General features: G+C 28.3%; 19 protein-coding genes. 14 read left to right on the forward strand and 5 right to left on the reverse strand.

The features are described from left to right. Positions 1-12 precede the first annotated feature (12 nt). Positions 13-1,974 carry a DNA topoisomerase gene (locus ARA56_RS06110; RefSeq protein WP_055264807.1) on the forward strand — a complete coding sequence of 654 codons (1,962 nt, stop codon included), beginning with the start codon at positions 13-15 and terminating at the stop codon, positions 1,972-1,974. A gap of 50 nt (positions 1,975-2,024) precedes the next feature. Here ARA56_RS06110 and ARA56_RS06115 read toward each other — a convergent pair whose 3' ends face one another. Continuing rightward, positions 2,025-2,729, reverse strand: coding sequence for an LrgB family protein (locus ARA56_RS06115; protein WP_055264809.1), 705 nt, complete (start codon positions 2,727-2,729; stop codon positions 2,025-2,027). 5 nt (positions 2,730-2,734) lie between these two features. Continuing rightward, complete coding sequence (locus ARA56_RS06120) at positions 2,735-3,127, reverse strand: CidA/LrgA family protein (RefSeq protein WP_055264811.1); 393 nt, start codon at positions 3,125-3,127, stop codon at positions 2,735-2,737. A 214-nt stretch (positions 3,128-3,341) separates the two neighbouring features. Between ARA56_RS06120 and ARA56_RS06125 the strand changes: the two genes are divergently transcribed. The 8 genes from ARA56_RS06125 (at position 3,342) to ARA56_RS06155 (ending at position 11,514) form a co-directional block, all read left to right on the forward strand. Further along, on the forward strand, positions 3,342-4,379 hold the full coding sequence (locus ARA56_RS06125) for an ABC transporter substrate-binding protein (RefSeq protein WP_055264813.1): 1,038 nt from the start codon (positions 3,342-3,344) through the stop codon (positions 4,377-4,379). Between the two features lie 104 nt (positions 4,380-4,483). Beyond that, entirely contained in the window at positions 4,484-5,251 is a 768-nt protein-coding gene (locus tag ARA56_RS06130; protein WP_055264815.1) for an ABC transporter ATP-binding protein, read from the forward strand. Then, complete coding sequence (locus ARA56_RS06135; protein WP_055264817.1) at positions 5,244-6,035, forward strand: ABC transporter permease; 792 nt, start codon at positions 5,244-5,246, stop codon at positions 6,033-6,035. The genes ARA56_RS06130 and ARA56_RS06135 overlap by 8 nt, the downstream gene beginning before the upstream one ends. Positions 6,036-6,162: 127 nt before the next feature. Further along, positions 6,163-7,875: a tetratricopeptide repeat protein gene (locus ARA56_RS06140; protein ID WP_055264819.1), complete on the forward strand. Its 1,713-nt coding sequence runs from the start codon at positions 6,163-6,165 to the stop codon at positions 7,873-7,875. Between the two features lie 156 nt (positions 7,876-8,031). Beyond that, positions 8,032-8,172 (forward strand): hypothetical protein, encoded by a 141-nt coding sequence (locus ARA56_RS16625; RefSeq protein ID WP_156334257.1) that lies wholly within the window; start codon positions 8,032-8,034, stop codon positions 8,170-8,172. A 251-nt stretch (positions 8,173-8,423) separates the two neighbouring features. Beyond that, positions 8,424-9,524: a 6-phosphofructokinase gene (locus ARA56_RS06145; RefSeq protein ID WP_055264821.1), complete on the forward strand. Its 1,101-nt coding sequence runs from the start codon at positions 8,424-8,426 to the stop codon at positions 9,522-9,524. A gap of 147 nt (positions 9,525-9,671) precedes the next feature. Continuing rightward, complete coding sequence (locus ARA56_RS06150) at positions 9,672-10,451, forward strand: serine hydrolase (protein ID WP_055264823.1); 780 nt, start codon at positions 9,672-9,674, stop codon at positions 10,449-10,451. A gap of 199 nt (positions 10,452-10,650) precedes the next feature. Then, positions 10,651-11,514, forward strand: a complete 864-nt coding sequence (locus tag ARA56_RS06155; protein WP_055264825.1) for a hypothetical protein — start codon at positions 10,651-10,653, stop codon at positions 11,512-11,514. Between the two features lie 41 nt (positions 11,515-11,555). Here the strand turns inward: ARA56_RS06155 and ARA56_RS06160 are convergent, their stop codons facing one another. Beyond that, positions 11,556-12,977: an alanine/glycine:cation symporter family protein gene (locus ARA56_RS06160; protein WP_055264827.1), complete on the reverse strand. Its 1,422-nt coding sequence runs from the start codon at positions 12,975-12,977 to the stop codon at positions 11,556-11,558. 211 nt (positions 12,978-13,188) lie between these two features. Continuing rightward, positions 13,189-15,978: a transglycosylase domain-containing protein gene (locus tag ARA56_RS06165; protein ID WP_055264829.1), complete on the reverse strand. Its 2,790-nt coding sequence runs from the start codon at positions 15,976-15,978 to the stop codon at positions 13,189-13,191. Positions 15,979-16,083: 105 nt separating this feature from the next. On the opposite strand from ARA56_RS06165, the gene yunB reads away from it, so the two are divergent. Continuing rightward, a complete protein-coding gene (gene yunB / locus ARA56_RS06170) occupies positions 16,084-16,740 on the forward strand; it encodes a sporulation protein YunB (protein WP_055264831.1) in 657 nt (218 codons plus the stop codon). 118 nt (positions 16,741-16,858) lie between these two features. Here yunB and hpt read toward each other — a convergent pair whose 3' ends face one another. Beyond that, positions 16,859-17,380 carry a hypoxanthine phosphoribosyltransferase gene (gene hpt / locus ARA56_RS06175; protein ID WP_055264833.1) on the reverse strand — a complete coding sequence of 174 codons (522 nt, stop codon included), beginning with the start codon at positions 17,378-17,380 and terminating at the stop codon, positions 16,859-16,861. Positions 17,381-17,682: 302 nt separating this feature from the next. Here hpt and ARA56_RS06180 point away from each other — a divergent pair, with 302 nt between their 5' ends. The 4 genes from ARA56_RS06180 (at position 17,683) to ARA56_RS06195 (ending at position 22,899) form a co-directional block, all read left to right on the forward strand. Next, a complete protein-coding gene (locus ARA56_RS06180) occupies positions 17,683-18,633 on the forward strand; it encodes a LysM peptidoglycan-binding domain-containing protein (protein ID WP_055264835.1) in 951 nt (316 codons plus the stop codon). A 272-nt stretch (positions 18,634-18,905) separates the two neighbouring features. Further along, positions 18,906-20,699 (forward strand): GTPase HflX, encoded by a 1,794-nt coding sequence (gene hflX, locus ARA56_RS06185; protein WP_055264837.1) that lies wholly within the window; start codon positions 18,906-18,908, stop codon positions 20,697-20,699. Between the two features lie 152 nt (positions 20,700-20,851). Next, on the forward strand, positions 20,852-22,264 hold the full coding sequence (locus ARA56_RS06190) for an aminotransferase-like domain-containing protein (protein WP_055264839.1): 1,413 nt from the start codon (positions 20,852-20,854) through the stop codon (positions 22,262-22,264). Continuing rightward, complete coding sequence (locus tag ARA56_RS06195; protein ID WP_055264841.1) at positions 22,252-22,899, forward strand: YigZ family protein; 648 nt, start codon at positions 22,252-22,254, stop codon at positions 22,897-22,899. Before ARA56_RS06190 ends, ARA56_RS06195 begins: the two co-directional genes overlap by 13 nt. The last annotated feature ends 136 nt before the right edge of the window (positions 22,900-23,035 follow it).

Consider the following 23,035-nt stretch of genomic DNA (forward strand, 5'->3'; position numbering starts at 1 on the left):
AGGAATGTGATTATGGGAAAAACATTATTTATAGCTGAAAAACCATCTGTAGCAATGGATTTTGTAAAGTTATTAAAAGTAAATGGTAGAAGAAATAATGGCTATATAGAAGGGGATAATAGCATATTTACTTGGTGTGTGGGACATATGGTTACAATGAGCTACCCAGAAGCATATAATGAAAAGTTGAAATATTGGAATTTAAGAGATTTACCTTTTTTGCCGGAGGAATATAAATATCAGGTAATCCCATCAGCTAGTGGTCAATTTAATGTTGTATCATCGCTTATGAATAGAGAAGATGTAGATACTATTTATGTTTGTACTGACTCAGGGAGAGAAGGAGAGTATATATATAGATTAGTTGATGATATGGCTGGAAAGCCTAATAAAATAAAAAAAAGAGTATGGATTGACTCTCAAACTGAAGATGAAATAAAGAGAGGAATTAAAGAAGCAAAAGATTTATCATGCTATGATTCTTTAGCTCACTCTGCATATTTAAGAGCAAAGGAAGATTATATATTTGGGATTAATTTTTCAAGATTATTAACATTAACATATGGGAAAGTATTAGCAAACTCATTAAAAAAAGATAAAAATGTTGTGATAGCAGTAGGTCGCGTAATGACATGCGTTTTAGGAATGGTTGTAGAGCGAGAAAGAGAAATAAGAGATTTTAAGAAAACTTCTTTCTTTAAAATAGTAGGCTCTTTTAGTAGAGAAAGTGAAGAGAGCATAATAAAGGGCGAGTGGAAGGCTCTAGAAGGTTCAAAATATTTAGATTCTCCTAAGCTTTATAATGAAAGTGGATTTAGAAAACATGAAGATGCGGAAAGTTTAATGCAAGAATTGAGAGATGTAGGACATGGAGTTATAAAAGAAGTTAAAAAGACAAAGGAAAAGAAAAATCCTCCATTATTATTTAACCTTGCAGAACTACAAAATGAATGTACTAAGAAATTTAAGATAAGTCCAGATGAAACATTAAAATATGTTCAAATGCTTTATGAAAAGAAGATGGTCACATATCCTAGAACTGATGCTAGAGTATTATCAACAGCTGTTGCAAAGGATATAAAGAAGAATTTAAGCAAGTTAACAACATTACCAATAGGTAAGGTATTGCAAGATGCTGCTCAAATGATAATAGTAGAAGATAAAGCAAAGTCAATATTAAAAAGTAAGTATGTTGATGATTCTAAAATTACTGATCACTATGCTATAATTCCAACTGGAGAGGGTAGAGAGGTTATAGGAAAGCTTAGTGAGTTAGAAAGAAAAATTTATAGCATAATTTTAAGAAGATTTTTAGCAATTTTTTATCCTTCAGCTCAATATAGTAAGATGAATGTTACTATAGGAGTTGATATAGAAAACTTTACTCTAAGTAAAAAAGTATGTGTAGATAGAGGATATCTTGATATTATTGAAGGTGAGAAGGAAGAGAGTGGAGATGATTTCCCAGAAAATATAAGAAAGGGAAATAAAGTTGTCATTGATGATTTAGAAATAAAAGAAGGTGAAACTACTCCTCCTAAAAGATATACAACAGGATCTATGATTATTGCTATGGAAAATGCAGGTAAACTCATTGAAGATGAGGAATTAAGAGAACATATAAAAGGTGCAGGTATAGGTACATCTGCTACTAGGGCAGAAATACTAAAGAAATTAATTAACATAGAATACATAGCATCAAACAAAAAGACTCAAATACTTACTCCAACTGAGTTAGGAGAAATGATATATGAATCCATAAGAATATCAATCCCATCATTATTAAATCCATCTCTTACAGCATCTTGGGAAAAAGGGTTAAAGCTTGTTAATGATGAGGAGATAAAACCTGAAGAGTTTATGATGAAATTAGAGACATATACCAAAAAGAATACACACAAAGTATTACAGAATGCTAATATGGGAATGTTGTTAAGAGAAGTTAATAAGGTTAAAGATGTATATGCAAAGTAAAAAAGTTTCAAGTTGTAGATTATGTTAATCTACGCTTGAAACTTTTAATTTTATTTTATAAAGTTAGCTAATAAATTATAGCATAGTGGAGCGAGAAAAACAGTTATAACTCCAGCAATACCAATCGACAATGAGCTCATAGCTCCCTCTGTCTCACCAATCTCAAATGCTTTTGAGGTACCAACTGCATGGGAAGCTGTACCTATACTAACACCAACAGCTACTGAATTAGTAATTTTAAACACTTTGCAGACTGTTGGAGCAACAACAGCACCAATTATACCAGAAATTATTATTGCAAGAACTGTAACTGGAGTTAAACCACCTAATTGATTAGTAATTTCTATACCAATCGGAGTTGTAACTGATTTTGATAGTAGTGATATAGTTATAAGAGAATCTAATTTAAAAAATACAGATATAGATATTACTGATAATATACCTACTAAGCTACCTATAGTTATTCCAATTATAATTGGTATAAAGTTCTTTTTTAATAATTCAAATTGTTTATATAGAGGGACAGCAAGCACTATAGTTGCAGGTCCTAAAAACATATTTATAAATTGACCGCTTTGATTATAAGTATCAAAGTCTATATTAAAAACTTTTAAAAATCCAATAACTATAATAATAGCAATTAAAAGGGGATTAAAAAGAGGAAATTTTGTTTTTCTATATATAATTAATCCTATTTCAAAGGCTATTAAAGATATAAAAAGTCCAAAAAACATATTGTTAGTGAAAATATCCATAGTGATTAAGCGTCCTTTCTTTTGTAATCTGATTTTTTATCTTCTTTTTTCTTTGCAAGCATATTTGAAGTAAATTGAACTATAATTCCAGTTACAGCCATAACTATTATTGTAGTTATTATACAGATAATAATTATTTGGATTGCCGAAGATTTAATGCTATCAAAGGAGTTAATAAGTCCTACTCCAGCAGGAATAAAGAAAAAAGCTAGATGATCTAAAAAGAAAGTAGAAATATCATCAACTTTTTCAACTTTAATTATTCCAGTACATAAAGATACAAAAAGTAAAATCATAGCAATAATATTCCCAGGGATAGGGATATTGAAGATTTTAGATATTAATTCACCTATAAAGTATAAAACTAATATAATAATAAATTCTCTAAAAATTTTCATTTTAAGCCTCCTATACAAATATCATATTTACTTTATCACTAAAGTTCTTTCTAGTAAATCATATATTTAAAATAGATACAATGTAAAAGTTTAAATTATTATTTGATAATTGACAATATTTTATGACAGTTTTTTACAGTGAAAATTAACATTTACTATCTAATAATCATACTATATAAACATAGAAGTAATTAAATATCGGTAAGGAGTAGATATGAAAAAGGGATTAAAAAAGGCTATTGCTTTTATAGCTTCATCAGTTTTAGTTATAAGTGCATTAGTTGGTTGTTCTAGCAATACTACTAAAGATAATGGAGGAGAAACAACTAATGAATTGAAGACTGTAAGGTTAAATGAAGTTGTGAGATCTGTGTTTTACGCTCCGATGTATATTGCAATAAATGAAGGATTTTTTGAAGAAGAAGGTCTATCTATTGATTTGTCAACAGGGCAAGGTGCAGATAAAACAATGCAACAACTTTTAAGTGGAAGTGTTGATATTGGATTCTCTGGACCAGAGCAAGTTGTATATATTTATAATCAAGGTAGAGAAGACTATCCGGTAGTATTTGCACAACTTACTCAAAAGGATGGATCATTCTTAGTAGGAAGAGAAGAAGAGGAAAATTTTGATTGGACATCACTAAAAGGTAAAGAACTTATAGGAGGAAGGCCAGGTGGGATTCCAGAAATGGCACTTGAATACGTATTGAAAGAAAATGGTTTAGATCCAACAAAAGATGTTTCTATGGTTACTAATATTGATTTTACAGCTACCTCAGGAGCTTTTAAGTCAGGAACTGGTGAATATGTAGCATTGTTTGAACCAACAGCTTCTATGTTAGAAAAAGAAGGAAGTGGACATATTGTAGCTTCAGTTGGAGAATCAGCAGGAAATATTGCATATACTTGTTTCTATACAACTAAGTCATATATGGATGAAAATCCAGAAATAATTCAAAGCTTTACTAATGCAATATACAAAGGACAACAATGGTTTGCTACTCATAGCGATGAAGAAGTTGCAGATGCTATTATTTCATTTTTCCCAGGAACAGATAAAGATATAATTATTAATGTTGTATCTAATTATAGAGAGATAGATGCATTAGCTTCTACACCAGAAGTAAGTGAAGAAGGTTTAAACAAACTAATAGATATAATACAAGGGTATGATAGTAGTTTAATTACAGAAAGACCTGATTTTAACACTATAGTAAACAATACTTTTGCAAAGGAAGCAATAAAATAGATATTTATAGAGTTGATAAAGAGGTAATATAAATGAAATCCGGCATTGCTGGATTTCTAATTATCTCTTAACTTAAACAATTGCTATTTTAAGGTGGTGATAAAGTGAGTTTGTTAGAAATTAATGATATAAATATGAATTATCATACAAGCAAAGGTGTTACAGAAGCTATAAAGCATTTAAGCTTCAATATAGAAGAAGGAGAATTTGTAAGCATAATAGGACCATCAGGATGTGGTAAGTCGACTTTACTAAATATAATAAGTGGATTATTGGAACCATCATCAGGTAAGGTTATATATAATGATCCTGAAGTGAAAAACAATTTAGATAAAATGGGATATATGTTTCAAAAAGATTATTTATTTCCATGGCTAACTGTAAGAGAAAATGTATTACTTGGGTTAAAAATAAAAAATATTTTAACTGATGATAATATAAAAAATGCAGATAAGCTTTTGAAAAGCTATGACTTAGAAAAATTTAAGAATCATAAGCCAACTCAATTATCAGGAGGAATGAGACAGAGGGTAGCCCTTATAAGAACTCTAGCACTAAATCCTAGTATATTATTATTAGATGAACCTTTTTCAGCTTTAGATTATCAAACAAGACAAAAGGTTACAGATGATGTTTATGAAATAATTAAAAGAGAAGGTAAAACAGCAATAATGGTAACTCATGATTTAGGAGAAGCTATTATAATGTCTAAAAGAGTGATAGTTTTAACTAAGAGGCCTGCAACCATAAAAGATGATGTTAAAATAATATTTTCTAATAAGGATGCAACTCCTTTTAAAAAGAGACAAGAACCAGAATTTAATAGATATTTTGGTGAGTTGTGGAAGGAGATTGATGGTGTAAATGGATAGAGAACATGAATTGTATTTAAAAAAGATTAAGAGAGATAAAATAAAGATTACAATATATAGAATAACAATTTTGATAGTGTTTATAGCTTTATGGGAAGTGTTAGCTAACTTTAAAATTATTGATCCATTTTTAACATCAAGTCCTAGTAGAATAGTAAAGTCATTTGTTAGTTTTCTAGAACAAGGTACTATATGGAATCATATATTAATAACTTGTTATGAAACTATAATAGGATTTGTATTAGGAACAGTGCTTGGAACAATTATAGCTGTTATATTATGGTGCTTCCCAACTGTATCTAAAATATTAGACCCATATCTTGTTGTATTAAATGCATTACCTAAAATAGCTTTAGCTCCAATAGTAATATTTTGGGCTGGAAATGGTATGTCTGCTATAATAGTGATAACTCTATTAATATCAATAGTAACCACTATTATAAGTGTATTAACAGGATTTAATGAAGTAGATAAAGGCAAGATGTTATTGATGAATACTTTTCAAGCTAGTAAGTGGCAAAAACTTAGGTATTTGATTTTCCCAGCTTCTATTCCAATTTTTATTTCGGCTTTAAAGATAAATGTTGGACTTTCATGGGTTGGAGTAATAATGGGAGAATTTTTAGTTGCAAGAAGTGGATTAGGATTCTTAATAATTTATGGTGGACAAATAGCTCAATTAGATATGGTTATGATGAGCATAGTAATTCTTTCTATAATAGCATTTGTAATGTATAAAATTGTTGCAATGTTTGAAGTTAGAGTTGTTAAAAAGAATGAATAATTATATAGGATATAAATTAACTCTAGTCTTTGTGAGGCTAGAGTTAATTTATAACAATTGAATTATTTTAATAAATTTGATAGAATAAGAAATATGTAAAATGCTGTTGAAAAGGCAGGAGGAATTTATGAAAAAATTAAGTGAAATTTATAAAAGGCTTAATAAAAATGAATGGTTTGAACCTGTATTTGTTATAGGAATGTCTTTAACTGTAACTCTTGGAATTGTGATAGGTGTGCATAGTATTTTTGGACAAGCAGATGTTACTATAGCAGATAATACGGCGGAAGAGTATTTTTATGAAGGAAAATATGATGAAGCTATAGATGAATTTGGAAATCTTCAGAAAGATGAAGAGTGGCCAATATGGAAGGTTAAGCAAGCAGAAGTTTATTCAATTAAGGGTGATTACGATAAATCTAATTCATTGTTAAAGGAAGCAGTAATTATAAGGAATAAGCTTATTCAAAAAGATAGTAGTAAATATTTAGATAAAGATAATGAGTTTATAAATGAGGTAGTATTTACTTTCTTTATGAATAAAGAGTATGATCAAGCTGTATCTTTAGGTGAAGATTACATAATAAATAATGAAGAGTATAAACCGCTTATGAGAACAATGTTAGCTGTATATATGTCTTTAGGTGAAGAGGAGAATGCTAAAGACATAGTTAAGGAATATAACATGGATAAGGACTCAGCTTATGATATGTCTGTTTATGCCAATATGCAAATGGTGACAGGAGATATTAAAGGAGCAATTAAAACTTTAAAAGATGCATTTGAAGTGGATAATGATGAGATTAATATTCTTGATGTACTTAACCAACTTGCAAACTATGATAGGGATGAGGTTCTAAATTCTATAAATGAGCTTGTAGATAATGATGAAGTATATAATCTATTTTTAGCTAAAATATATTCAATGGATGAAACGGAATATGATGAAGCTATAGATATATTAGATTCTTTAGACGAATCATTAAAAGACAATTTAGTTTATGCAGTTTTAAAGGCTCAGTTATTATCTAATAAAGGTAATGAGAAAGAAGCTACTGACATTATAAACAGTATAATTAATAATAAAGAGAATGGATATGCTAAATATTATATTGAAGCTATGGAATACCTAAAGCAAGGTGAATATGATAAGGCTATCGAATCTTGTAAGAAAAGTATTTTGGAAAATAATGATTATGCTGATAATTATGGTATATTATTACCAGAAATATTAATAGCTAAAAATGATATAGACAGTATAGAAAGCTATTTTAGGAAAGCAATACTAAAGGAACCTTTCAATATAAGTATGATTATTAATATAGGTAATTATTATTATAACAACTTAAAGCAGTATGATAAAGCATCACAATATTATGAATTGGCATCAAAGCTTAAACCTAATGATAGTAATATATATTATTTATTAGGAAATGTAGAAGTGAATAAAGAGAAATATGAAGTTGCTATTGAATATTTTGAAAAAGCTATATCTTTAGAGAGTGAAAATGGCAAATATTTCAGAGCATTAGGAACTGCGTATTATAATTTAGGTGATTATGAAGAGGCGTTAAATAATATAAGGGAAGCATACTCATTAGATGAGAATGATGTGTTAGCTCTTAATAATGCTGGTTGTTATTATATGATGGTAGAAAAAGATGTATGGAGAGGTTTTTCAAATATTGAAGCAGCATACGAAGAAATGCCTGAAAGTATAGATGAAAATATTAAGAAGAAAATAATTGATAATTATAATAAAGCAAAAACTATATTCGATAAATATATAGAGGACGAAGATATGGATATAAATATGCCTATTTTTGAATTGTTTTATTAAGAATAAAGAGTTGCATATGCAGCTCTTTTATTTTATCTATAAAAACAATAAAAAATTATTAAATAAAATATTTATGTATACATTTACAATCATTTACACATTTAACCTTAAATGGTAAAATTATACTGGAGTTAATAAATGGGGGATTAAATAATAATGTGTAAGAATTGTATTTTTTCAGAAATCAAAAATAGTGAATATGTATTTTGTAAGAATTTAGAGAGATGTATTTTAAGCACTGAGGCATGTAAAAGATTTATTGAAGATAATTTATCTTTAGTAAAAGCTAAAAAATAAATCTAGATGAATAATTATATTAGGAAGTTATTTTAAACAATTATTTAATATTATTCTAAATTGTTAGATAATTGTAAAAATTCACAAATAACAAAAAATTTACTTTTCAGATAGTAATCTTTATGATATCATAAAATAAGGAAATATTTACAAATAACTTTGTTTATTATGATAGTTTAAGGCATATATTGTAATATTAAGTGAAAAGTTGAAAGAGTTTTTGAGGTATTTGGGTGAGGAGGATTTGTGAAATGGCACAAGAAATTAAAAAAATAGCTTTATTAACAGGCGGCGGTGATTGTCCAGGATTAAATGCAGTAATAAGAGCAGTAACAAAAGCTGCAATTTTAAACTATGGGATGGAGGTAATAGGCTATAAATTCGGGTATAGAGGCCTATATAAAAATGATTTTGTCCCATTAACATTAGATAGTGTATCAGGAATCCTTAATAGAGGTGGTACAATACTGTATAGTTCAAATAAAGACAACCTATTTGATTATCAAGTTGAAGAAAATGGTGTACAAGTAAAAAAAGATGTATCTGATGTAGCAATCGAAAATTTAAAAAAAGAAGGCGTAGATGTATTAATTGTAATTGGAGGAGATGGTACATTAACTTCAGCAAGAGATTTTTCAAGAAAAGGTGTTAAAGTTATAGGAGTACCAAAAACTATTGATAATGATTTAGCATCAACAGATGTAACTTTTGGATTTAATACTGCAATAGATGTTGTAACTGAGGCTTTAGATAGGTTACATACAACAGCTGAATCTCATCATAGAATAATGTTATGTGAAGTTATGGGTAGAAATGCTGGATGGATAGCATTAGAAGCAGGTATTGCTGGGTCAGCGGATGTTATATTAATTCCAGAAATAGCTTATGATATAAATAAGATAGCTGAAAAAGTAAGAGAAAGAGAAGCTCAAGGTAAAAACTTTACTATAATAGTTGTTGCTGAAGGAGCAAAACCTAAAAATGGAGAAGTTGTAGTTTCTAAAATTGTAAAAGATAGTCCAGATCCAATTAGATTAGGTGGAATAGGAAATAAATTAGCAGAAGATTTAGAAAGATTAATTGTAGATCATGAAGTTAGATGTACTGTATTAGGTCATATTCAAAGAGGTGGGAATACTTCTACTTATGATAGAATACTTTCTACAAGATACGGGGTAGCGGCAGTAGAGTTAATAAGAGAAGGAAAATTTGGACATATGGTTTGTTTAAAAGGAGATACTATATCAAGTGATACATTAGAAAATGTTATTGGAAAACAAACTAAATTGGTAAATCCAGAAGGTGAATTAGTTCAAGTTGCGAAGAAAATAGGCGTTACGTTTGCAGAATAATAATTTATGAAATAGTACCTATTTTTTTAGTAGGTACTATTTTTTATAAAATTATTATCAGAAAAATTGTCAGAATACTTCAAAAACTTTTGACAGTATGATATAATTTAATAAAGCAGATTTTATTATAGAAAGCTGGAGGGTATTATGAAAGAGATTAAGAGATATTTAGAATCAAGAATTGGGACATATGGTTTTTTCTTTGAAGATTTAAAAAGCGGGTATGTATATGGATATAATGAAAACGTTTCTATGACTGCAGCAGGATGTATGAAGCTACCAATAGCTGTTTCTTTAATAAAGGCTGTAGAAGATGGAAAAGTAGATTTTTTAGATAAGATCAAAATTCAAAGTGAAGATAAGGTATATGGTACTGGAATAATTCATGAGTTTAATGAAAGAGAATATACAGTTTTTGAGTTATTGGTAATTATGCTGATACAAAGTGATAATACTGCTGCAAATAAAATAATTGATATACTTGGAATGGAAAAAATTAATCAAGATATTTTAGAGATGGGATTAAAAAATACAAAATTAAATAGGAAGACAACAGATGAAAGAGATAATCATACAGATATAGAAAATTTAACTAGTGCATATGATTTAAATTTAATATGGAAACATCTTTATAATGGTACATTTTTAAATAAAGATAATGGTCAGATGTTAATAGATATTTTAAGAAGACAGCAAATAAAAAATAAATTGGCATTATATTTATGTGATGATTTAAAATATGAAATTTCAAGTAAGACAGGTGATAAATACGGTGTAGAAAATGACACAGAATTTATCCAATTACCAAAAGGAGATTTTGCTTTTACAGTTTTATCAAGTGGATTACCAAATAGTGTTTATGGTACTGTAACTTTAGCTAAATGCGGAAAAATGATGTGGGATGAAATTGCTAATAATTGGCATTAATATTCTTTCATTTATAGAGGTAATAATAAAAAAATAAATAAATAGCTTTCCTTAATTGGGAAGCTATTTTTAATAATAGTAGTTATTTAATATATTGAATTAAGGTTATTATTATATTGATCCTTTGAATAAAAACTTTAATTATGTTACGAAATGGTGTAAAATGTATATAACCTAAAATTGGAAAAGAGGATGTAATATGAATAATGAAAAAAATAAAAAATTATATATGGCTATATCAGTTATAATAATTTTTATTTTATTGATATTTATAATAATAACTTTAAAAAATATATATGGTAATTCATCAAAGCAGATAAAAGAGAGTTATGATTTTTTATATGAGTTAGAAAAAGTTGATGCTATAAGTGAAATGGATAGAATGAGTATAAATGAATTTCAAGAGATTAAGAAGGTTAGTGATTTTGCTAATGTTAAATATACTATAGTGAATAATAATTATGTAATTGAACTTAATGATGAATATAAAGTAATTGGTTTTTTTGAACAAAATGTAAGAAAAATATATAACGTTGATAAATTGACAGTAAAAGATTGTAAAGAGTATGCAAAAAAGTATTTAAATAAAATATATAAGGGTGAAGTAACTTTTAAGGAAGTAAAGGATAAAAATCTTGATGAGAACCCATTCTACACAATGGTTTATTATAAAATGAATAATGGTTATATTTGTTATAGTAATGAGATAGTAATTAAAATAAATAAATATGATGGGACTTTAGTTGGTTATTCAAATTATTCTGGAAATGATGAAAAGTTTTTATCTAATATTTATATAACTGAAGAGGACAGTAAAAATATATTCAATAATTATATGAAAGAATTAGGATTAGAAGGTGAAATAGTTAGTAACCCTAAAATTGGATATTTTAATATTGATGGAGAAGCAAATCAAATATGTTACATAATTATTTATAAGATGATTGAAAAAGATAATAACGTTAAGTTTAATGATATAGTTATTAATGCTGAAACTGGTGAGATAGTTAAGCATATTATTAATATAATAGAATTAATATATGGCGAAGATATAGATAAGTAAAAAACGGACGAGCTATTATAATAGCTCATCCGTTTTTTTTCTTATAGAACATTTTCGTTAGTTGATGAAATATCATTTGTCCATTCTTCAACTTCGTTACCTAATTCGGGAATTGAAGAAGCATAGAATACTGGATCTTTACCAGCTTGTTTTTGAGTGGCATAATCTTTATATGCTTTAATAGCAATATTACTTAATAGTACTATAGCAATTAAGTTAATTACAGCCATAAGTCCCATGAATACATCGGCAATATCCCATACAAATTGCATTGATGCAATTGAACCAAAGAATACCATTCCTATAACTATGATTCTATAAATATATAGATAAATCTTTTTATTTGAAATAAATTGAATATTTGTTTCTCCGTAATAGTAGTTACCAATGATAGAGCTAAATGCAAAAAGTAGAATACAGATTGCTATAAATGTACCACCCCATGATCCTACTTGAGAAATTAAAGCAGATTGAGTTAATTCAATTCCTGTAAGGTTTCCGCTAGCGTAATTTCCAGATAATAATATTATAAATGCTGTAGAAGTACAAATTATTAATGTATCAGTAAAAACGCCTAATGTTTGAATTAAACCTTGCTTAACTGGGTGAGAAACTGAAGCTGTAGCAGCAGCGTTTGGTGCAGAACCCATACCGGCTTCATTAGAGAATAAACCTCTTTTAATACCTTGCATTAAAGCAGCACCTATTCCACCACCAACTATTTGTTCTATTCCAAAAGCATTTTTAAAGATAAGTGCAAATAATGAAGGAATAGCAGTTATATTTTTAGCTATAACAAACATAGCGATTAAGATATAAGCAGATGCCATTATAGGAACAATTACTGATGAGATTTTAGCAACTCTATGAACACCACCAAAAATAATTATAGCAGTTAAAATTGTAATTATAGTACCAATAACAGTTTTATTAATTCCAAAAGAAGATTGGAAAGCAGCTGCTATTGTATTAGATTGTACAGAGTTAAATGCAAAACCAAAACAAATTATAATTAAGATAGAGAATAATACTCCCATCCACTTTTTATTTAATCCTTTTTCCATATAGTAGGCTGGACCACCTCTATAAGAATCTCCATCTTTAACTTTATAGATTTGAGCTAAAGTAGATTCTATAAACGCAGATGCAGAACCTAATAAAGCAATAAGCCACATCCAAAAGACAGCACCAGGACCGCCAACTGCTATAGCTGAAGCAACACCAGCTAGATTACCAGTACCTACTCTTGAAGCTGTACCGATACAAAAAGCTTGGAAAGATGAAACTGATCCCTTTTCAGATGAACCTTCTCCAAGAAGTTTAAACATATCCTTTAATCGTCTAAATTGTATAAAGTTTGTCTTTACGGAAAAATAAATTCCGATAGTAATAAGTGAAATAATTAGAACATAAGTCCATAAAAAATCATTAATATGTAGGATTATACTATGTATTTTATCCATTGTTTACCCCCTATTTTATCTAAAGTTATTTTTTTACTAATTTAATAATAGCTTAAAAAAAAGAAAAATGCAAGAAGTGAAAATTAAAAATTCATAAATTTATATTTCGTATATTAATATTATTGAAAAACGAAAAATATATGAATAACAGTTTAATTAATTATGCATAAAATAAGAGTTGCCTTTAAGGCAACTCTTATTAATTCATATATTATGGCGTTGTACTTTCAGTATTATTTGCAGTGTTATTGTCTAAATTATTAGTATCTGTACCGTTATTATCTTGATTATCTCCATTATCAGGATTTTCTGTGCTAGGATTTTCATTTCCTATGCCAGGGTTTTCTTCTGATGGAATGTCATTTTTCTTTATTGTTAACTCTACAGTACCATCTTTAACTATTTCAGAAGTGAATTTTGTTAAAGTGTAAGTTTTAGGACTTAAAGTGCCTGAAACAGATTCACCACCTACAAAGGTGTATTTGATACCTTTATCATTTAAAATAACGATAGCATCATATAAATCCATATTTTCTTTTAAACCGATTTGTGATAATTTGATTTTTTCTTCAGGTTTAGTATCATCTTTTTCTGTAGGTACTACATAAGGGTAATCTGCAGCATCTTGACTTGCATTTTCTTTCTTAATAAATACCCTTTCTTCAACTAAATCCTTAGGTGTATCATCAGTAGCAAGTTTATTATTATTTTTATTAACTTTTACTTTTACATGAACATCACAAACAGAGTTTGGTTGAGTACCTTCTATAAACATTTCATTTCTAACTCTATTACCTCTTTGATCTAGATTGCAAAGATCAGTAGCAAGTTTACCGGAATCGATACAAATTGTTGCATTAACGATTCCTGAAGGCTTTTCAATTTCTTTATATTCTAAGCCTTGATGAACTTGAGCCATTACTTTTCCCCAAAGTTCAGCAGCAGCACTACTGTATCCTGACATTGATTGAGGCATATCATAGCCAATCCAAACAGAAGCAGAGTAATAAGGAGTTAAACCAGCGAACCAAAAGTGATCTACATTGTTAGTAGTACCTGTCTTACCAGCAACAGGGATATCACCAAACTTAGCAGCACCAGCATCAAATCTTGTGATAGGTCCTTTTAATATATCATACATAATATATGCAGTTTGTGGTGAGAATAATTGAGTTGCTTTTGGCTCCTTATCAAGAAGTACTTTACCAGTAGCATCTTCAACTCTTGTATATAGTATAGGTTCGTTTCTAACACCATTATTACCAAATGCTCCAAAAGCAGAAGCTAATATAGTAGTGTTTCCGCCATCTCTATCTTCAGGGCGATTATCATGTTGGCCTAAAGCTATAGCAGACATAGAAGTTTTAGAAACATCGTTATATACTATTCCGGCTTTTTCACCATATTCTAATGCAGTATCTATTCCAATTTTATCTACAAGTTTAACTGAAGTTATGTTTTTAGAGAAGGCTATACCATCTCTAGCAGTTATAAATCCATCAAACTTAAAGTTGTAGTTATTAAGACCAGCTGTAAAGCCATATTTATTTAAAATTGAAGATGATACAGGTGCATCATCTAATGGAGTAGCAGCTGTTATTATTTTAGTATCAATACCAGGACCATAAACAGTTAATGGTTTAGTAGTTGATGCAATAGGTTTTAAGTCGTCATAGGCTCTGTTTATTGAGTGAGGAGGTTGTTCGCCTCTACCACCTACTAAAGCAAGAACTTTACCAGTTCTATAATCCATTACTGTTGCAGCGGCTTGAAGTAATGGATATGAAATTTCACCTTCATCTTGAACTCCATTACCATTGATATCATCGTATGTTGTAGTATCTTCAGGATTAGTATCCCAATCAACATTTAGATTATTTCTATCATCTAATACTGCTTGAACTGCATCTTGCATAGTAGTATCTAAAGTTGTATAAATTTTTAAGCCACCGTTAACAAATAATTTGTTAACTTCTTCATCTGTATATTTATATTTCTCCTTTAAGTCATCTCTTACTTGTTCTAGTGCTGGGTATATAAACCATTCATATTTAACTTTATAATCAGTTGAAATAGGTTCAAAAGTAAATTGGTTTTCAGCTGTAAAAGTATAAGCAGAATCATATTCTTCTTTAGTTATAAATCCTAATTCTAACATTTTCATAAGAACAGTTTCAGTTCTTTCTATATAAGTATTAGGATAATCTTTAGCTTCTGTATTATATGCACTATAGTATGATGGCGCCTGAGTTATTCCAGCTATATATGCACATTCAGGCAAAGTTAAATCTATAGCGTTTTTACCAAAGAAATATCTAGAAGCAGCTTCAACACCGTATACATAACCACCAAGTGGAATTGTATTTAGATAAGCAGTGATAATTTCTTCTTTACTAAGAGTTTTTTCAAGTTGTAAAGCAAGATATATTTCTTTTATCTTTCTATTAACTGAAGATAAAGGACCACTTCCTGCTTTATTTTCATTTGAAGCTTCTTCAAATAATAATGTATTTTTTATTAATTGTTGTGTTAAAGTAGAAGCACCATGGACACCACCTTCTCCAGTTAGTATAACTTTTACATCTCTAACAGCGGCACCTATAATTCTTTTCACGTCAATTCCAGGGTGAGTTAAGAAACGCTCGTCTTCTATCGCTATATATGCATTTATTAAATTTTGAGGTATTTGGTCATAAGTTATCATATATCTTTCTTCTTCGGTTGGTATATTATCAATTACTTCACCTTTATTGTCGTAGTACATAGATGTTTGATTTAAATCGTGTATAGATTCAATATCTAACGCAGGTGCAGTTTTAATAACAGCAACAACATAACCTACCCCTACAACTGATAATAGTAAACCAGCTATTAAAATAGTAAGAAAGAAATATTTAAAAAATCTCTTTGTCTTAGAAGGTGGCATCTTTTTTTTCTTGTTTTTACTGGAACCACTTTCTGAATTAGCTTTATTATTTTTAGGTTTATCATTATTAGCCATTTGTTCCTCCCTTTATTAATTTATCTAATTTAAATAATATAATATTATCTTTTATTATAGCATATTAATTATAATAATAAAATAATAAGTAATTTAAGGTGAAATATGAGATATTATACTGAAAGACCAAGAAGAGGTAAAAATAGAACTAAAGTTCCGTATATGCTATTTGTTATTATAGCCATAGTAATAGTATTTAATTCTTTTTTATATTTATTCCAAAAAAGGATTTTACCAACAGTATTAGATATAGCAGAAATAGTTATGAGGTCTGAAGCTGTAAAAGTTATAAATGAAGAAACTATGAGAATTTATGAAGAGAATTTTAATTATGATGATATTATGAAGATTGAAAAGGATTCAGATGGAAACATAACTATGATAAGGTCAGATACAATTAAGCAAAATAAGCTAACCGCTGAAGTCGTGTTAGGATGTAACGAAAAACTTAAAAATTTAGGAGAACTTGGAACAAAAATTCCTCTAGGGTATATGACCAATAATGCTTTTTTTTATAGGATGGGACCTAAGATAACTGTAAATATGGAACAGATAGGTAATATTAATACAAGTTATGACTCTACATTTGAAAGTGCAGGAATTAATCAAGTTAGACATAAAATTTATCTAAATGTAGATGTGAAGATGAGGTTAGTAGTACCACTTGCAAGCAAAGATGTTGAATTAACCTGTGAAATACCAGTAGCGGAAACTATAATAGTTGGTAAAATACCAGATACAGCTGTGAATATAGGTAGATAATAAAGTGAGAAATTAAAAGTGACAAGTTAAAGGTAAAACTACAAGTAGTTTTGCGTCTTGACTTGTCACTTTAAAATGCTATTAGTATATCAAATAGTATTTTTCTATTATTAAAATTTTATTCCCAATTAAATACATAAGGAACGTTTCTGTAGAATCCATGGTAGTCTAGTCCGTAACCAACAACAAATAAATCTTCAATTTCGAAGCAACAGTAGTCAGGTTTTAGATCAACTTTTCTTCTAGATGGCTTATCAAGTAATACACATGTTTTAACAGATTTTGCTCCTAATTTTTTTACATGATCAATTGCAAATTCCATAGTGTAACCTGTATCAACGATATCATCAACAATAAGAACATTTAATCCTTCGATATTATCAGGAATATCATTAACTACTTTAACCTTTCCAGTACTAACTTCATCATTACCATAACTAGAAGTTGTCATAAATCCAACTTTAGCTTTTACATCAAGAGATTTAAAGATATCAGCACCAAATACAAAACTTCCTCTTAATAAAGGAAGCACATAAAGTTCTTCACCTTCGTAATCTTTAGAAATTTGTTCTCCTAATTCTCTAACTCTAGTTTTAATTTGCTCTTCAGAAAAAAGAATATTACGCTTCTTATCTTCCATTGTAAACCCTCCAGTACTATAATTCCTTAAAATTACTTATGTAATAATATACAAACTATAATGTAATAAAATTACATTAATATATATTTAGAATATGTTTTAAGTTATGATTTGCTTACTTTGTATTGTACATATAGTTTAAATATTAGCAAGAAATTATAGTTTTTGCAACTCTAAAATACTAGTATCAATAAAGTAATATTGTTAATATAATACATTATAGAAATATGGAATATTAAAAATATATTTTAATAATGTATAGGGAAAATTGCTTATGATAATTATAAAAGGAGGAAAAACAAATGATAAAAGGTATAGATATATCTAATTACCAAGCTGCTTTAAATTTTACTACAGCAAAAAATATGGGATTTGAAGTTTGCATAATAAAAGCTACAGAATCTATAAACTATACTAATCCTTTATTGGATAGTCAGGTTAATTCAGCATTAAGTAATAATATGAAGATAGGATTTTATCATTTTTTTAGGAATAATGGAATAACGGAGGCTCAATACTTTGTAAGTAAGATTAAGCCTTATTTATCTAAAATGACAGTTAAACCAGCTATAGATATAGAGACAACTTATTCATATTCACAAGTTTTAGATTTTATAAGCTATGTAGAAAACGTTTTGGGAATTGAATGTATGGTATATTGTAATTACTCGTATGCAAAGCAATTGAGTTTAAACAATGAAATAGCAAAGAAGACTTTATGGTTAGCTTATTATGGAATAAATAATGGAGAGTATTATGAAGCTCCTACTAATCATGGATTTGCAAAATTTGCAGGACAGCAATATTCAAGTGCCAATTATATTGGAGCAATAAATACAGATACTAATTTGTTTAATGAAAATGTATATATTAAAGGAAAGGTTAATGTTACCGCATCAACAGGTAGTTCAAGTAGTAGTGGAGGAACAAGTACAAATACGACTTATACTGTAGTTTATGGTGATACTTTAAGTGAAATAGCTAAAAAATATGCTGTATCTGTATCAGAATTAGTAAGTTTAAATAAAATAGTAGATCAGAATTTGATATATGTAGGACAAATCTTAAGAATACCAACGTCTTCAAGTGATAGAGTTAAGACATCACAAAAAATATATTATACAGTAGTAAGTGGAGATACATTAAGTGGTATCGCAGCGAAATTTGGAACAACTGTTGCAGCTATAGCCAGTCTAAATAAAATATCAAATGTAAATTTAATATATGTTGGTCAAGTACTAAGAATTAAATAAAGACTATATGTTAAAAAACAAAATATTTTGAATAAAGTATAATCCACTCATAAAATACTAATGATTAGTTTATGAGTGAATTAATATTTTTATAAGGTATTACTGGATTTATTTACTTTTTAACAGGAATAGTATACAATTAATGAAAGATTTGGGGAAGTTAATATCAGTAAAGTAATAATAAATTAATCTCAAATTAGTTAATTAATATAAATATAATAAAGTGAGTATATTAATTTTAAAAACCTAAATATTAGTTATGAGGTGAGTATATGATATATGGAAATATAGATGGAATTAAGAAGTCGGCTATAGAAGAGTTAGAGAGACTTTATAAATCAAAATGTCCTAAAGATGAAGTTTGTTCATTAGAAATTATACAAACTATTTCAAAGGTTTCATCATTTATTGAAAGAGAAGTAAGTGTAGCTATAGATAGAAGAGGAAACATTAGATCTATAGCAGTAGGTGATTCAACTTCTGTTGAAATAGAAACTTTAGATATAAGAGAAAAAAGACTGGCAGGGGTAAGAATAATTCATACACATCCAAATGGCATGAGTAATTTGTCAGCGCTTGACATTAGTGCATTACTAAAATTAAAACTAGATGCTATAGTAGCAGTTGGAATTTATGAAGATAAAATTTTAGATTGTTCTTTAGGATTATTGACAGTTTTTGATGATAAACTTGATTATGAAGAGATACAGCATATATCTTTAGAAGATTTATCTAAGATACATATATTAAATAAAATATCTTATATAGACTCTCTTATAAAAGAAAAGGATGTTGTTGAGGATGAAGGCGAAAAAGCTATTTTAGTTGGATCTGATACAAGGGAAAGTCTAGAAGAGTTAAGAGAGTTAACAAAGGCTTGTGATATACCGGTATTAGAAAGCGTATATCAAAGTAGAAGTAAAATAGATGCAGCATTTTATATAGGAAGAGGTAAAGTTTTAGAAATAGCTCAACTTAGACAAAAATTAAGAGCTAATGTAGTTATTTTTGATGACGAGTTATCAGGGTCACAGGTAAGAAATTTAGAGGCAGCTATTGGAGCTAAGGTTATTGACAGAACTACTTTGATTCTTGAAATCTTTGCAAGAAGAGCTAAGAGTAGAGAAGCTAAGATTCAAGTAGAGTTAGCACAGCTTAAATATAGAATGAGTAGACTTCAAGGACTTGGGACTATAATGTCAAGAACAGGTGGAGGAATAGGAACTAGAGGTCCAGGGGAGAAAAAGCTTGAAACAGATAGAAGACATATAAAAGAAGAAATATATGATTTAAATAATGAACTTAAGAAAATTAAGAAGATAAGAGAGACTCAAAGAGAAAAGAGAAATAAAGAAAGTATACCTAAGGTATCATTAGTTGGTTACACAAATGCTGGTAAATCTACTCTTAGAAATCATCTTTGTGATGTAGCAGCTCAAAAAAATGTTCAAGGTAAAGAAAAAGTTTTTGAAGCAGATATGCTGTTTGCAACTTTAGATATAACTACAAGAGCTATAGTATTGAAAAATAAGGGAGTTATTACTTTAACTGATACTGTAGGTTTTGTAAGGAAATTACCTCATGATTTAGTTGAAGCCTTTAAATCGACTTTAGAAGAGGTTATATATTCTGATCTTTTATGTCATGTAGTAGATGTATCATCTGATTATGCTTTAGAGCAAATTGAAGCTGTTGAAGAAGTATTAGCTGAGTTAGGTGCTTTAGATAAAAAAACATTATTAGTATTAAATAAGATTGATAAAGCTACAGAAGAACAAATTATAGCTGTAGAGGAAGCAACATCAAAATATGAAAAAATAAAAATTTCTGCAAGGACTGGAGAGAATTTAGAGGAATTATTAAGTTTAATAGAAGAGAACTTACCTTACACTATGAAAAAATGTGAATATATTATTCCTTATGATAGAAGTGATATAAATTCATTTTTACATAGAAACGGTAGAGTTTTAGAGGAAGATTATAGAGAAGATGGTACTTTCATATTAGCTGAAGTTGATGATGAAACGTACAATAAAACTAATGAATTTATTATAAAAGAAATTTAATATTTGTAGTTATAGCTTTTAGATTGTTAAAAATCTAAAAGCTATATTTTTTAATAAGTAAAATATATTCTTTAAATAGTTATTAAGTATAGTGTATAATTTATATTAAATTGTATTGATACAATTATGTTCTTTAAGAAAAGGGAGTATATATGGAAGAATATATTTTGGAATTAAATGAAGAAGAGCCTAAATACATTCAAATAGCAAATCATATAAAAAAATTAATAAACTCTAAGATAATAAATGACGGAGAAAAACTACCTCCTATTAGAAAGTTAGCAGAGTTTTTAAAAGTCAATAATGTTACTATTATTAACTGTTATAAAAAGCTTCAAAGTGAAGGTTATGCATATCAAAAGATGGGATCAGGAACATTTGCAAAAAGAAGAGAGTTAGTGCAAAGCTTTAAAAATGAGTACAGTAAAGAGATTAAGAATATAATAAATAAAAATTACGAAGATATAATTGATTTTACAGGAGAAAGTTTAATAGATGTATATTTTCCTATAAATGAATTTAAAGATGTACTAAATAAAGTTCTTGATAGAGATGGAGCTGAAGCACTATTAATACAAGAAACACTAGGATATAGTGAGTTAAGAGAGACAATAAATAAAGTATTTTGGAATAAAGAATTTGATGAAGAAGAAATTTTAATTTTATCTGGAGCACAACAGGGGATAGATATAGCAGCTAAAGCTATAGTTAATATTAATGATAATGTGATGGTTGAAAAGCCTACTTATGGGGGAGCGTTATCAGTATTTAAGTGGCGAAGGGCGAATATATTTGAAGTACCAATTAATGATGATGGAATTGATATAAAGTTATTCGAAGAAATCTTGAAGAAAAACAAAATAAAATGTTTCTATGCCATGAGTTACCTTCACAATCCTACAGGAATAAGTTATAGCAAGGAATGTAAACTGAAAATTTTAGAACTTGCAGAAAAATATGATTTTTATATAATTGAAGATGATTATCTTTCAGAATTGATATATGATGAAGAGTTAACTCATGAGCCTTTTAAAATTCTAGATAGAGGTAATAGAGTCTTTTATATTAAAAGTTTTTCAAAGATATTTTTGCCGGGAATTAGATTAGGATATATGATTTATCCAAATGGGTTTAAAGAAGTTATGCAGAGTTCTAAAGTAAATACAGATACAGCTACGTCAACTCTTATGCAGAGAGCTTTAGAGTTATACATAAAAGAAGGATATTTTACTGGGCATATTGAGTCATTGAAAAAAGAATATAAAAAAAGATATAATATAATGAAAAAACTAATTAAAGATGAACTTTCAAATTACGTTGAAATGAAGGAACCTAGAGGTGGTTTATATTTTTATCTTAAATTGAAGGATAAAAATATAAGTTCAAAAGAATTGTTTTATATATTAAAGGATAAGAAAATTTTTATTACCCCAGGGGTGATTTTTTATAAAGAGATAGATGGAGGGATAGATTCTTTTAGATTATGTTTTTCTCAAACAAATGAAGAAAAAATAAGAGAAGGAATCTATACTATTAAGGAGGTAATTGATAAATGGCATATATAACGATAAGACAATATGGTGAAGATGAATTTATAGAAAAAAAATCTCAATTTATAGGATATGCTAAAAGATGTGAAAGTGAAGAAGAAGCTAAAGCATTTGTTGCTGAAATAAAAAGTATGCACAAACAGGCTACTCATAATTGCTGGGCATATGTTGTAGGAAAAAATATGGGGATTCAGAGATACAGTGATGATGGTGAGCCACAAGGAACAGCAGGAATACCTATATTAGAAGTTATGAAAAAAAGCAATGTTACTGATTGTGCTATTGTTGTAACTAGGTACTTTGGTGGAATAATGCTTGGAGCTGGCGGTTTAACAAGAGCGTATACAAAAGGAGCATCAATTGCACTAAAAGCTGGCGGAGTGGTTGAAAAGGTTGAAGGTGTTAATGTATCATTAGAGATGGATTATGATATGATTGGGAAAGTTCAATATATGTGTGGACAAAATAATTGGCATATTGAAGATACAGAATATACAGATAAAGTTATTGTTCATATATTGGCAGAAATATCTGTAGCTGATGAAATAGAGAAGGCAGCAATTGAAGCTAGCAATGGTAAAATATTAATTAGTAAAAGTGATGCAGAGATATATTTTAAAGAAGATAATAGACTTTATAAAATGATTTAAGTATATAGCGTTAGCCTTTAGGTTAGCGCTTGATGATTATACAGCGTGTTTGTAATAGCTATATAATAATAATTTATGATTTATTAGTAGTAATAAATATTAATGGACAAGTAGATACTAAATATTGAAGACAATT

It is taken from the genome of Clostridium disporicum (assembly GCF_001405015.1).
GTDB classification, from domain to species: Bacteria; Bacillota; Clostridia; order Clostridiales; family Clostridiaceae; genus Clostridium; species Clostridium disporicum_B.

Coding starts and splice junctions, on each gene's coding strand:
- ARA56_RS06150 (WP_055264823.1), top strand. CDS start 9,672: ATGAAAGAGATTAAGAGATATTTAGAATCAAGAATTGGGACATATGGT.
- hflX (WP_055264837.1), top strand. CDS start 18,906: ATGATATATGGAAATATAGATGGAATTAAGAAGTCGGCTATAGAAGAG.
- ARA56_RS06165 (WP_055264829.1), bottom strand. CDS start 15,978: ATGGCTAATAATGATAAACCTAAAAATAATAAAGCTAATTCAGAAAGT.
- ARA56_RS06115 (WP_055264809.1), bottom strand. CDS start 2,729: ATGGATATTTTCACTAACAATATGTTTTTTGGACTTTTTATATCTTTA.
- ARA56_RS06160 (WP_055264827.1), bottom strand. CDS start 12,977: ATGGATAAAATACATAGTATAATCCTACATATTAATGATTTTTTATGG.
- ARA56_RS06155 (WP_055264825.1), top strand. CDS start 10,651: ATGAATAATGAAAAAAATAAAAAATTATATATGGCTATATCAGTTATA.
- ARA56_RS06110 (WP_055264807.1), top strand. CDS start 13: ATGGGAAAAACATTATTTATAGCTGAAAAACCATCTGTAGCAATGGAT.
- ARA56_RS06125 (WP_055264813.1), top strand. CDS start 3,342: ATGAAAAAGGGATTAAAAAAGGCTATTGCTTTTATAGCTTCATCAGTT.
- ARA56_RS16625 (WP_156334257.1), top strand. CDS start 8,032: ATGTGTAAGAATTGTATTTTTTCAGAAATCAAAAATAGTGAATATGTA.
- ARA56_RS06120 (WP_055264811.1), bottom strand. CDS start 3,127: ATGAAAATTTTTAGAGAATTTATTATTATATTAGTTTTATACTTTATA.
- ARA56_RS06190 (WP_055264839.1), top strand. CDS start 20,852: ATGGAAGAATATATTTTGGAATTAAATGAAGAAGAGCCTAAATACATT.
- ARA56_RS06135 (WP_055264817.1), top strand. CDS start 5,244: ATGGATAGAGAACATGAATTGTATTTAAAAAAGATTAAGAGAGATAAA.
- ARA56_RS06195 (WP_055264841.1), top strand. CDS start 22,252: ATGGCATATATAACGATAAGACAATATGGTGAAGATGAATTTATAGAA.
- ARA56_RS06140 (WP_055264819.1), top strand. CDS start 6,163: ATGAAAAAATTAAGTGAAATTTATAAAAGGCTTAATAAAAATGAATGG.
- yunB (WP_055264831.1), top strand. CDS start 16,084: ATGAGATATTATACTGAAAGACCAAGAAGAGGTAAAAATAGAACTAAA.
- ARA56_RS06145 (WP_055264821.1), top strand. CDS start 8,424: ATGGCACAAGAAATTAAAAAAATAGCTTTATTAACAGGCGGCGGTGAT.
- ARA56_RS06180 (WP_055264835.1), top strand. CDS start 17,683: ATGATAAAAGGTATAGATATATCTAATTACCAAGCTGCTTTAAATTTT.
- hpt (WP_055264833.1), bottom strand. CDS start 17,380: ATGGAAGATAAGAAGCGTAATATTCTTTTTTCTGAAGAGCAAATTAAA.